The 12,053-nt window shown below is 32.8% G+C and carries 11 protein-coding genes, 3 pseudogenes and 1 other annotated feature; of the genes and pseudogenes, 8 read left to right on the top strand and 6 right to left on the bottom strand.

Features of this window, described 5'->3' with window-relative positions; all coding sequences use genetic code 11:
* Nucleotides 1-84, top strand: a pseudogene (locus tag ACFWDE_RS27960) (DNA-binding response regulator); the annotation flags it as partial.
* Between the two features lie 153 nt (nucleotides 85-237).
* Nucleotides 238-1,659 carry an IS4 family transposase gene (locus tag ACFWDE_RS27955; RefSeq protein WP_377896066.1) on the top strand — a complete coding sequence of 474 codons (1,422 nt, stop codon included), beginning with the start codon at nucleotides 238-240 and terminating at the stop codon, nucleotides 1,657-1,659.
* A 278-nt stretch (nucleotides 1,660-1,937) separates the two neighbouring features.
* On the opposite strand, the gene pheS is transcribed toward ACFWDE_RS27955, so the two are convergent.
* The 5 genes and pseudogenes from pheS to ACFWDE_RS27930 all read right to left on the bottom strand — a co-directional run bounded on the left by pheS (nucleotide 1,938) and on the right by ACFWDE_RS27930 (nucleotide 5,903).
* A complete protein-coding gene (pheS, locus tag ACFWDE_RS27950) occupies nucleotides 1,938-2,972 on the bottom strand; it encodes a phenylalanine--tRNA ligase subunit alpha (RefSeq protein ID WP_269482032.1) in 1,035 nt (344 codons plus the stop codon).
* A gap of 45 nt (nucleotides 2,973-3,017) precedes the next feature.
* Nucleotides 3,018-3,256, bottom strand: a binding site (T-box leader).
* 398 nt (nucleotides 3,257-3,654) lie between these two features.
* Nucleotides 3,655-4,223 (bottom strand): annotated as a pseudogene (locus tag ACFWDE_RS27945) (type 1 glutamine amidotransferase family protein).
* Nucleotides 4,224-4,225: 2 nt separating this feature from the next.
* On the bottom strand, nucleotides 4,226-5,164 hold the full coding sequence (locus ACFWDE_RS27940) for an alpha/beta fold hydrolase (RefSeq protein ID WP_377896065.1): 939 nt from the start codon (nucleotides 5,162-5,164) through the stop codon (nucleotides 4,226-4,228).
* Between the two features lie 9 nt (nucleotides 5,165-5,173).
* On the bottom strand, nucleotides 5,174-5,329 hold the full coding sequence (locus ACFWDE_RS27935; RefSeq protein WP_377896064.1) for a hypothetical protein: 156 nt from the start codon (nucleotides 5,327-5,329) through the stop codon (nucleotides 5,174-5,176).
* A 22-nt stretch (nucleotides 5,330-5,351) separates the two neighbouring features.
* On the bottom strand, nucleotides 5,352-5,903 hold the full coding sequence (locus ACFWDE_RS27930) for a recombinase family protein (protein ID WP_068658761.1): 552 nt from the start codon (nucleotides 5,901-5,903) through the stop codon (nucleotides 5,352-5,354).
* 258 nt (nucleotides 5,904-6,161) lie between these two features.
* On the opposite strand from ACFWDE_RS27930, the gene ACFWDE_RS27925 reads away from it, so the two are divergent.
* The 6 genes and pseudogenes from ACFWDE_RS27925 to ACFWDE_RS27900 form a co-directional block, all read left to right on the top strand.
* Nucleotides 6,162-7,160, top strand: coding sequence for an alpha/beta hydrolase (locus ACFWDE_RS27925; RefSeq protein WP_377896063.1), 999 nt, complete (start codon nucleotides 6,162-6,164; stop codon nucleotides 7,158-7,160).
* A complete protein-coding gene (ybdJ, locus tag ACFWDE_RS27920) occupies nucleotides 7,160-7,831 on the top strand; it encodes a two-component system response regulator YbdJ (protein WP_125163599.1) in 672 nt (223 codons plus the stop codon). Before ACFWDE_RS27925 ends, ybdJ begins: the two co-directional genes overlap by 1 nt.
* Nucleotides 7,828-8,829, top strand: a complete 1,002-nt coding sequence (locus ACFWDE_RS27915; RefSeq protein WP_377896062.1) for a sensor histidine kinase — start codon at nucleotides 7,828-7,830, stop codon at nucleotides 8,827-8,829. Before ybdJ ends, ACFWDE_RS27915 begins: the two co-directional genes overlap by 4 nt.
* A 279-nt stretch (nucleotides 8,830-9,108) precedes the next feature.
* Entirely contained in the window at nucleotides 9,109-9,393 is a 285-nt protein-coding gene (locus ACFWDE_RS27910; protein ID WP_377896061.1) for a hypothetical protein, read from the top strand.
* A 317-nt stretch (nucleotides 9,394-9,710) separates the two neighbouring features.
* The gene (locus ACFWDE_RS27905) at nucleotides 9,711-9,911 is read left to right on the top strand and encodes a cold-shock protein (protein ID WP_201040154.1); all 201 of its coding nucleotides are present in this window, start codon (nucleotides 9,711-9,713) and stop codon (nucleotides 9,909-9,911) included.
* Nucleotides 9,912-10,329: 418 nt separating this feature from the next.
* A pseudogene (locus ACFWDE_RS27900) lies at nucleotides 10,330-10,509 on the top strand (zinc ribbon domain-containing protein); the annotation flags it as partial.
* A gap of 212 nt (nucleotides 10,510-10,721) precedes the next feature.
* Here the strand turns inward: ACFWDE_RS27900 and ACFWDE_RS27895 are convergent.
* A complete protein-coding gene (locus tag ACFWDE_RS27895) occupies nucleotides 10,722-12,044 on the bottom strand; it encodes a relaxase/mobilization nuclease domain-containing protein (RefSeq protein WP_377896067.1) in 1,323 nt (440 codons plus the stop codon).
* Nucleotides 12,045-12,053 lie beyond the last annotated feature (9 nt).

The raw sequence follows: 12,053 nt of genomic DNA, 5'->3' as shown, positions 1-12,053 counted from the left end.
ATCCACAATATTCTTCAAAAACTAGATGTAACAGATCGTACACAAGCAGCTGTAATGGCAATTCGAAAAAAAATTGTAAAGTGATATCTGCTGTATGTAGGGGTCACCATACATGCCCATCAACTTAAGAAATTGGTTGTTCCTCATCGCTATCAAGATAATAAAAAGAAATGCCCCCCTAGAATGAAAAAATACGCTATTCTTTCTGTAGAATCATAGGAAAGGATGGCGTTTTTTATGTCTGTTTCTGTGTCTGACGAATTACAACTATTTGCTCAAGAGATTCAAAGTTTTTTATCTCCAAATACCTTACGGGATCTTGCTAGAGATGTTGGTTTTGTACAACGAACCAGTAAGTACCAAGCAAAAGATTTAGTCGCTTTATGTGTATGGGTGAGCCAAAATGTAGCTATGACTTCTTTAACTCAGTTATCTAGCTGTTTAGAAGCATCAACAGCAGTACTCATCAGTCCTGAGGGACTGAATCAACGATTTAATGAGGCGGCCGTCCAACTTTTACAACGCCTACTAGCCGAACTACTAAACAAAAAATTGGCCGCATCTATGCCAATTTCTTCTCCATACACTTCTGTTTTTAAGCGTATTCGTATTTTAGATTCAACTGCATTTCAACTCCCGGATGTATTTTCATCGATTTATCCAGGTGCAGGAGGATGTAGCCATACAGCTGGGATAAAAATTCAACTTGAGTATGATTTGTTAAGTGGACAGTTCCTACATATTCATACAGGTCCGGGTAATCGCACTTACGGCTCTCTGTGTGCCCCAACTGTGACGGCGAATGATTTATGTATCCGAGATTTAGGTTATTTTCATTTAAAAGACCTTCAATATATACAAGATAAAGAGGCCTACTATATCTCTCGTATCAAGTCGAATACACGTATTTATCAAAAAAATCCTAATCCTGATTATTTTCAAGACGGAAGAATTAAGAAAGGTACAGAGTATATACAGATAGATATGGAGACGGTAATGAACTCCCTTCAACCAGGACAAACATGTGAAATAGCTGATGCTTATGTAGGAATGATTGATAAAGTGCCAGCTCGTGTAATTGTTCATCGATTAACAAAACAACAGCAACAAAAACGATTACAAGATCAAGCTGTAAGAGAAAAAAAGAAAGGAATGAAGTATTCTCCTCGTAGTAAACGACTCAGTGGTATCAATGTATATATGACAAACACCCCTACAGATATTGTCCCGATGGGACAGGTACATGACTGGTATTCTTTGCGTTGGCAAATCGAAATTTTATTTAAAACGTGGAAGTCATTCTTTCAAATTCATCATTGTAAAAAGATAAAACCAGAACGATTGGAGTGCCATTTATATGGTCAGTTGATTGCCATTCTACTCTGTTCTTCTATCATGTTTCAAATGCGCCAATTGCTCCTCATAAAGAAAAAACGAGAGCTTAGTGAGTATAAAGCCATATATATGATTAGAGACTATTTTCTTCTTCTATTCCAAACTATACAAAAAAACACCCAAGAGCTATCAAAGGTGTTACTTCGCCTGTTCAATCTCCTACAGCAAAGCGGGCGAAAGTCTCATCGATATGAGAAAAAAACGGTCTTTGATATATTAGGTGTCGTTTACAATTGTACCCTGTCTGATAATCAAGCCGCTTAATTCAAAAAAGTGAAACCCGTTAGGGTTTATTTCGTATGCAAATCTTTCAATCACCTACACTTGCCCTTTAGAAAAAAGAAACAATCTCGTCTAAAATTGACTTTGCATAATCTTAGCTTGATGGGCATGGGGTCCTACCAACAAAACGCGGAAAACATACGCTAAGAGAAATTCAGGATAAAAAAGCCTAATTTCTCGCTTTTAACACCAAGAAATTAGGCTTTAGTTACTTCATTAAGGTGCCCGATTGTTGAATAAGAATTCTCTTAAAGTATCTATTATGCTCGCTTAAATTGTTGTAGAAAACGTATATCATTTGCATAGAAATGCCGTATATCATCAATACCATACTTTAACATAGCTATTCGTTCTACTCCCATTCCAAAAGCAAATCCAGTGTACTTTTTTGAATCGAAGCCAGACATCTCAAGTACATTTGGATGTACCATCCCAGCACCTAAGACTTCAATCCACCCCGTCTTTTTACATAAACTACATCCATTTCCACTACATCTAAAACAAGATATATCCATTTCTACAGAAGGTTCTGTAAATGGAAAAAAACTTGGGCGTAATCTAATTACACGTTCCTGTCCGAACATTTTTTTAGCAAATACTTCTAGGGTTCCTTTCAAATCGCTCATACGAATATTTTCTGCTACGGCTAAGCCCTCAATTTGCATAAATTGATGAGAATGTGTTGCATCATCACTATCACGACGATAAACTTTGCCTGGGCATATTATTTTAACTGGACCTTTTCCTTTGAACTTTTCCATAGTTCTCGCTTGGACTGGAGAAGTTTGAGTACGGAGCAAAATCTCATTTGTAATATAAAAGGAATCTTGCATATCCCGTGCTGGATGTTCTTTTGGAAGGTTTAAGGCTGTAAAATTAAAATAATCCAATTCCACTTCAGGACCTTCTGCAATTGAATATCCCATTCCTATAAATAAATCTTCAATATCTTCAATGACTGCTGTTAAAGGATGACGGTTTCCTTGTTTGATAGGCTTTCCTGGTAAAGTCACATCAATTGTTTCTTCTGCAAGTTTTTTCTCAACCTCAAGCTTTTCAAAATATTTTTGTGTTTCTTCAATCTGTCTGGCTATTTCTTCACGGATTTCATTTACTATATACCCCATCTTAGGACGTTCTTCTGCTGATAATTTACCCATTCCACGAAGGACTTCTGTAATAGGACCCTTTTTTCCTAGATAAGCTACACGAATATCATTTAATTCCTTTAAACCCTCTGTATTTTTAATTTTTTCAATAGCTTCTTGTTCAAGTTTTTTTAATTTCTCTTGCATTAATAATGCCCTCCTTTTAAAAAAAAATAAAAAACCCCGCCCCAATCAAGGGACGAGGTTTTTACTCTCGCGATACCACCCAAGTTAACAATAATAAATAAATGTTGTTCACCTTCATTAAGATAACGGATACTCCGATACACCTTTACACTAAAATTAGTGGTCCAAGTGACAACTCAAGAGGTGAATTCACTTATTTCACCATAGGAATGCTTTCAGTCTATGGCATTCCTTCCCTTTAATGGTGTGATCGTTAAGTTACTATTCTCTGTCATTGTTTTTAGCCTATAAAGTTTTTTATAAATTTTATTATAGACATTTTTTCCAATAAATTCAAGTTTATTGGAATTTTTATAATTATTCTTTAACTAACCCCCGTTAATTGAATAAATTAGAGCTTCGATTCACTTTCCAATAATTCTTTCTCTTATTCAAGAATATGGCCCGATTGTTGAACAAAATAAAAAAAGCCATTTAATTCATTAGTTCATGGATAAAATCACCATAAACGACCGTTTTTGGATAGGGTAAGTGAACTTCTCTAAAAACCTGTCACTTTAGGAGTTAATTTGCATCTATTTTAAGTGTTATTTTGCACAGGCCTAAATAAAAAAGAGATGGCAATCGCCACCCCTTTAATTTCTTGTGCCACAATCGCGCCCCGTTTCTGGAAGATTGATTGCTATAAATTAATATACGGGTTCCCATATTGATTCATATACATCATTTTTTCAATATTTTCAGGAGTATCAAATTCAATCAGTTCCAAAACTAAATCAGTAAATTCAATAGGAGCCGTTCCATTTGCAATAACTAAATTTTTATCTCTTACTGCTTGTTTCTCTAAAAAACTACTATTTGGACTATAACCTTCATATTCGTTCCAAATGTAAACTGAATTACCAGTGTGGTTATGATTATTCAGTAAACCATTCTCTGCCAAGAAATCCACAGCACCGCATATTGCTGCTATAGGAATATTATTTTGAAATGTAGTTTTGATTAACTCTAAAAGCTTTTTATTATCGTACTCCATGAATTTCCACCAATCATTACTAGTAAATTAAAATCTTCAGGTTCAGACCCAATAATATAATCGACAGTGGTTTTAAAAGCACCTATTGAACTTACAATGCGATCTAAAGAAATAGTATTAACAGTCCAATCCGCTCTTTGATTTAATGTTGATGATAGGTAAGCACCTTCAAAATCTGCGTACTTGTCCAATATAAGAAATAACGCCCTTTTCATAACTACACTTCCTCGTTATTGATACTTATCAAAGACTGATTAAACTTGACTGACTCTTCCCACTGGGGAAAATGACTTGAATTTTCGAACCAAATGAGTTTTTTTGTCGTTTTTATTGTGTGATAGTAATCCTCTACTAATGAAGAAGAAACATGCCTATCATGACGCCCCTCAAAAAACGTAATTGGTACATCGAAACTCTTGTATTCACTAAAATCAATTTCCATGAGCTCTTGCCACAAATATTGTATAGATTGTAGACTCCCTTTTTCGCGATTGATTAAATCTTTAAATGTGTACTTTGATGAAAAAATGAAATCCCTTACCAGTTGGTTGTAATTCTTTTTTCCGTATAAAGAATGTCTGTAACGAACTACTAATTTAGTAACAAATAGCAAATCGTTTAACCAATCTTTTTGAGTCAATGAAAGGTCAATATTTTTCAATCGCTGAACAATCTTTTTTTTATTTTGTTCTTGACTTTCTTTCAGAACAAAATCATATTGACACTTCAACCCTTTTTTCATGTTAACTACTTGACCACATCCAAAATAACTATGTACAAGCTTTGGGTATTTTTTAATAAAAATTAAGCCTATTACACTTCCCCACGAGTGTCCTAAAAGGTAAATTTTTTCTTGTTTAAACGTTTCTAACAAATAATGAATTAAACTGTATAGGTCTTCTATATAAGTTTCAATAGATATTTGTTCCTCTTCCAAAAAAGTATAGTAGGATTTTCCAGCACCTCTTTGTTCCCAGACTACAACATTAAACGTTTTTCCAAGTTCCGAGTTATATTTATAAATCAGTGGTAAAGCCGCATCACCTGGACCACCATGCAAATACACTAAAAGAGGCAGATTGTTATCTTCACCAAAAATAGAAATAAATTGTTTTGAAGCGCCTATTTTTATATAGTCTGACACTTGAGTTTTCATTTTTTTCTCCTACCTTACTATCGTTTTTGAAATTCTGGTTTCCTCTGTAATAACAGTTAATGTTTTTTCGTCGATAAGATAAGGCGCAATGATTTTATACTTTACCATCGCTGCTTGTCGTTGTTCTTCTGAATAAGCTGTTAATGGAGGAAGTTCGTTTTGCATAGACATCAACCCTTCTGATTTACTATTTTTCTAAATAGCGATAAATCGTCGTGCGAGACACACCCCACTTTTCCGCAACATCTTTAATCGGTGTCCCACTTTCAATTAAAGCTTTCATCATTTCAATATCTTTTGGTCCATACTTCTCCGGGCGCCCACCAAGTCGCCCACGAGCTTTGGCAGCTGCTCGTCCCGCAGCCGAGCGTTCTTCGATCAGATTACGTTCAAATTCCGCAAACGCTGCGAACAAGTGAAACATTAATTGCCCCGTTGCATTGCTTTTGTCCATTGTTAGGTTTTCTTGCAGACTATGAAAGCCAATACCTCGTTCATTTAAGCCGTTCACAATTTGAATCAAATCTTGCATGTTGCGTCCTAGTCGATCCAATCGCCAAACGACGATCGTATCGCCTTTGCGTGCATACTTAAGTGCCTCTTCCAAACCGGGACGTTGTTTTTTTGCTCCACTTATTTTGTCGTGAAAAATTCTCTTGCAACCATGTTGCGTTAAAGCGTCTGACTGTAAATCTAAATTTTGTAATCCTGTTGATACACGTGCATATCCAATTAACACCAAAACCACTCTTTTCTGATTTTACCTTTGATTTCATTGTAACATAAGTTGATAGTTATATAGTTAATGAACATAGATTAATGAACGGAGTTATGTTACGTTTAAAACAGTAAAAGACACCTTTCAGGGAGTAAAAAGGTGCATGTTCAGAAAAGGACGAGTTTTGGAACAATTAATAGCGTTTATGAAATTATAAAAATTAATTAGAAATTTATTTTTATATCATATCCTTTCAATATAACTTGAAAGGAGAACACTATGAAAAAAGTATTTAAAGTATTAAAGAAAATATTTGTATTGGTAAGTGCATTTATCTTACTTGTATCATTATCGATTTTCATTTACCATAATTATCAATTAAGTAAAGAATCCGAATTCGTTAAAAGTGAGGGATCAATCGTTAAGTTTAATGATAAAAAAATAAATGTTTATAATGAGGGAGACGGCGAAAATACATATGTATTTATGGCTGGATCTGGGATAGCTGCACCTGTTTATGAAATGAAAGGACTATATAGCAAGTTTTCAAAAGAAAATAAGATTGCTGTCATTGAAAGAGCTGGATATGGATATAGTGATATTTTTGATGATGATAGAGATATTGATACAGTATTAGAACAATCGAGACAAGCGCTAATTCAAAGTGGAAATAAACCGCCGTATATATTAATGCCACACTCTATATCAGGGATAGAAGCTATTTACTGGGCACAAAAATATCCAAGTGAAGTAAAAGCAATTATAGCTATAGATATTGGTTTACCTCATCAGTACGTAACGCATAAAATGAACCTTATTGATTCATTGACAATAAGAGGAATGAATTTGTTAACGAAAGTTGGTTTCCATCGACTTGTTCCTTCTACTACTTATGACCCTGAAGTGATTCAGCAATCATTTTTAACTGAACAAGAGAAAGAAATTTTCAAAGCACTTTCCTATAAACAAATTTTTAATGATGATATGGTGCAAGAACTTTCACAGAGTTCCGATAATGGTAAAAAATCTGTTGACCTACCAATGCCAAAAGAAACGCCTATTTTATTTTTAGATGCGATTGCTAATGAAAATAAAAACTCGAAATATACGAAACAAAAAAATAAAGATTATGAAGCGTTTGCTGAACAACTACTAATATCAGATGTCATAATCATTAAAGGTAAACATAGCATTTATTTATATGCGCCTGATGAGATATATAATCTTGCCATGGAATTTATCCATAAAAGAATTAAAAAGAATGAAAGGCCTACGTGATGAAAGGATATAATATTTTAATTGTTGAAGATGATTTGATGATTGGCGATTTATTGCAAAAAATTTTACAACGTGAAGAGTACAATGTATGTTGGGAAACAGATGGAAAGAGAATACTGGATTTAATTCATAAGATGGATTTAGTTATAATGGATGTGATGCTGCCGGGTGAAGATGGCTATCAAATTTCAAAAAAAATAAAGAAACTAGGACTAAATATTCCAATTATTTTTCTATCTGCCCGAAACGATATCGATAGCAAACTGCAAGGTTTAACAATCGGAGAGGATTATATGATAAAGCCCTTTGATCCTAGAGAACTATTACTAAGAATGCAGAAAATGCTAGAAAATCAATATGGTACTTTTACGCAAATCAAACATTTATATATTGACGCTGAACGTAAGAAGGTTTTCAGTAGTAGCTTGCATAATGAAGTTGTATTTACTGCAATCGAGCGAAAGATATTTTTCTATTTATATGAAAATAGGGATAGAATTTTAACGAAAGAACATTTCTTTGATTATTTATGGCAACTTGAAGATAGAAATCAAAATATCGTGAATGTACACATAAAAAAGATAAGAACAAAAATCAATGATACTTCGGGCGAGATTATCCAAAATATATATGGAGAAGGGTATAGATTAAATACCTATATAAAAAAATGAAATTAAAAAGGAAATACCAGTTATTACTGTTTACTGCTATTATTAGCGTGCCATTAGCCTTACTATTTATTAGTGTTCTTATGACAATAATTTATAATAGTGCATTTAAAACAATGAATAAGGACATTCCTTTTCATGAATCTTTTGCATATCCTACAATGCTAGTTGTATTTTTTTTATCAGTAGTATTATTAGCCTTTTTATTTTCGAAATCGATTAACTCCTTATTAAATAAAATAAATATATTGAATAAAACCATTCACAATTTAGCGAGTGATGAAAAAATCCCAAATATATTGGACGTTAATAATAATGACGAAATGGGGGAGCTTATTAAGTCAGTCAATTTATTAATTGAACGAACAACCTATCGAGAATTAGAACTTAAACAACATGAAGAAATAAAAAAAGAACTGTTAAATAAATTAAGACATGATATCAATACACCATTAACAGCTGTAAAATTACAATTATTTTATTTAGAAGATCAATTTCATGATCAAAAACCAATCCTAGAATCACTATATCAACAAATACAGTATATTGCGGAATTAACTAATGAATTTAATATACAATCTATTGATACGTTGGAAAATTCGTATATTTTAAACGATGAAGTGAACATACATGATTTGTTTGAAATCATGGTTAAAAAGTGGAGTTATTTGTATAGTGTTAATGACATCGAATTAGTATATAAACCAGTAAATAGAGATTTGATATGGACTAGTAACGATATATGGCTACAAAGGTTATTTGATAACATTTTCCAAAATGCATTAAAACATTCAATAGCTAAGAAACTTGAGGTGACTATTGAAAATGACGTTGTTTCTATCAGAGATAATGGAATTGGTTTCGATAGTAATAGTAAAAGTGCGGGACTAGGATTAAAAATAATTAAGGATATCTCTAAAATACTCAATATAAAATATACTTTACAATCGAATAAAAATGGGACCTTATTTTGTTTTACCAAAAACGACAATAATATATAAAGCGCACATTTTTATACCGTTTTTGTGACGGGAAGTATGATAATCTGTTAAGGACCACCATATTTTGTAAAAAGTAAAATTATTTAAAAACGCCAGTCATGCTATTCCATAACCGGGCGCATCTATTGAAAAGATAATAAAGGATCATACATATTAAGATGACTAATATGTATGATCCTTTATTTGTTATTCACGCAAAATAACACTTAAAATAAGCGCAAATTAACGCCTAAATTGACAAATAAAGTTTGGTATAATCTTCAAAGGGAGGTGAGAAAATTGCCGAGAGATATTTTAACAGATGCAGGTGTACCAAAAGAGGCATATAAAAATGCACAAGGAAAAATGATAGAAATAACACATGTGCAAGTAACTTATTATGAGTTAAAAAAAGATGATAGGAAACGCTTTATAATATTATCAGTTGACAAAGCGAATAAATTCGCAAATCAAAATGGGATTAATGGTCCATATGTTTCTGCAAGTTATGACAAAGAGGGAGCAAAAAAAAATCAGCTGCCCATATGGACAGCTCATTTACATAATTATCGTTATCAGAAGTAAAATTTAACTCGAAAATAGCTAATTTTATCAGTTGTTGAATGTCTGAAAAAAATCAAACCAATGATATTGTCGAGATCCTTTGGCAACTTCTTGCTGTGATGACTATCATAGTGACTTTTTCTCCAGCAACCACTATTAGTGGCTAATTACCATAAGGACTTATTTTTGAAATTTGCTATTTTTTAGAAAGTATGTTAATTTAAGAAAGACCTATTTTTGTTCGGTTTGAGATTAAGAATAAATTTTGTTTTTCGTCTAAGGTATTTGAGCAAGGGTAGTAACATATGTGTGGGTATCCATACTAGGAGGCAACAATTATGGAACAAGGTAAAGTAAAATGGTTTAATGCAGACAAAGGTTTTGGATTCATCGAGCGTGCAGATGGAGAAGACGTATTCGTACATTTCTCAGCTATCCAAATCGACGGCTTCAAATCTTTAGACGAAGGACAAAGTGTAACGTTTGAAGTAGAACAAGGACAACGTGGCCTACAAGCTACTAATGTTCAAAAAGCTTAATATTAGCTGATGAAAGACCCTCTTGTAGGGTCTTTTTTTTGATTTTTTTACAATATTCCGAATACCAAAAAACGGACTATATATAGTCGTAGGATTTCCAATCTTATTTGTTGGTGGACTTTTGATTGTGCATCTATTTCAAAATAAGAATGAAAATGGGAAATAACTTTGTTTGATTGTATATCTTATACACGTCTAGTTAACATAACGCCATATTATCGGTAGCAAGAAAAAGGCGAATCCCCTTTGAAAGTAGGGATTCGCCTTTTTCTTTTTCTATAACCCTATTCATCTTTTTATACATTCTTGTCCTGGCGTGGGTTCAGGGCTCTTGTTTGTTACTGTATTAGCCCAAAAACTGTATAAAATCTTGCATGCTCTTAGCGTGGGGTTTTTCCAAAATGCTGGCGGTACCCCTTCTAGTCAATTATGCTCCAATTGTGAATACAAAAACAAAGACGTTAAAAATCTAACAATTCGTGAGTGGGATTGCCCTTCTTGTGGCGCACATCACGATAGAGCTCGAAATGCAGCGCTCAATCTTAGAAACGAAGCAATTCGTCTCTTAACCGTAGGAACTACGGGGATAGCCTACTGAATTAGAAACCGTTAGGTTTCTGTACTTAGGAATCTCCCACTTCAAACATTCCGTAAGGATGTTAAGTGGTGAGTAGTTCAAACTCGCCTCACGAGCCGTTAAGATCTCATTCCATATGTATGACAAAAATATTCCACCTCCCAGCGTTTGAATTTATTTATTCCATTCACCAAAAGCTATACAATATCATTTTTTTGATGTGCTATAACTTTTTATCTTTCATTTTCTTTTTTACGTTGTTGCTGCTGTTTTTGTTGCTCTTGTCTATTTACTTCCACTTCTTTTTCTTTTCCTAAACTTCCATAAAGTAAATTTCGTTCTTTTGTCATTAATGACAACTTATAATGTAATTCAGCTTCATCAGTTATACCATAATTCTTTTTTAGATAGTTCATATCACGCTTGGCAACATCATACTGTTTAAATTCATGATAATGTTCTTGTTTAAATGCTATTTTATTTTCAGCTTTTTTATACGCCACCATTAAAGGATAACTCTTTTTATAAGTTTGAAAACAACCCTTCATTTTCTTTAATTTAAAAATCTCATTATCAATACCTAAAAGTTGCTTTTCAAAGCTGTTAATTAACGCTTCCTTATTTTCTTCAATTTCATTAAGTTCCGAAAGTGAAATATTCTGTTTGTATAGCTTAGAGCTTAATTCATTTAGGTAATTAATATTTTGTTTAGTACCCCATCTTTGTAGTCCCCTATTATTTTTAAATTTCTCTTGTGATTTATCTATCCATTGTCTGTTAATTATATTTGCTTTGATCGGTGAGTAACCTATGTTTTCTATTCTGTATTTTATAGAAGATTCAAGATAATTAAACCCCATTGTTTTAGTTCGCATAAACTTCCCTGACTTCGGATTCATAAACGATAGATATTTCCCTTGTTTATGCTCATATCCTTCTTTTTGCATGAAGCCTATAAATTCAGCAAACGAATTTGATTTTGATATGTTTTTATCAATTGTTTCTTCTAAGTTTCCTTTGAAGGATTTCTTCTTTGATCTAGCTACATATTCATTAAAAGCTAAATATTTTTTTCTTCCTTTTCTTCCTTCTTCGATTATCGACAAACCATATTTTTCAGAAATTTTATCATTTTCTTCACGTAATCTATCTAAAGAATTTACACGCTTGGAATCGAACATTTTTAAGTTATTAAAATCAATATCATTGAAAATAATATGATTGTGTAAATTATCTGTTTCTGTATGTGTAATTACTGTATATTGATGATTGCCCTTCAGATAATTATCAGCAAACTCTATTCCGTATTGATGAACTTGCTCTGGCGTTAAATTATCGTCACTATCAAACGATTGTATTATCATTCTAGCACTCGCGTTTTTATTACTTTTATTCTCTTCATTGTAGTCAAATAAAATACCTTTGAAATCTCTCTCTATTGATTCAATATTACATTCATAAGATGTGACCAATTCCTCGTTTGTTTTATGGTCTTGCATACTGTAATTAATGACAGCTTTCAAGTCCTTGGCTTTTTGTATTTTTACAATAGACATTGTAATCAA

The sequence above is a fragment of the Bacillus sp. NPDC060175 genome, assembly GCF_042728695.1.
Taxonomy (GTDB): domain Bacteria; phylum Bacillota; class Bacilli; order Bacillales; family Bacillaceae_G; genus Bacillus_A.
The sequence above is the reverse complement of the archived record's forward strand: the minus strand, read 5'-3'. Positions and strand labels throughout refer to the sequence as shown.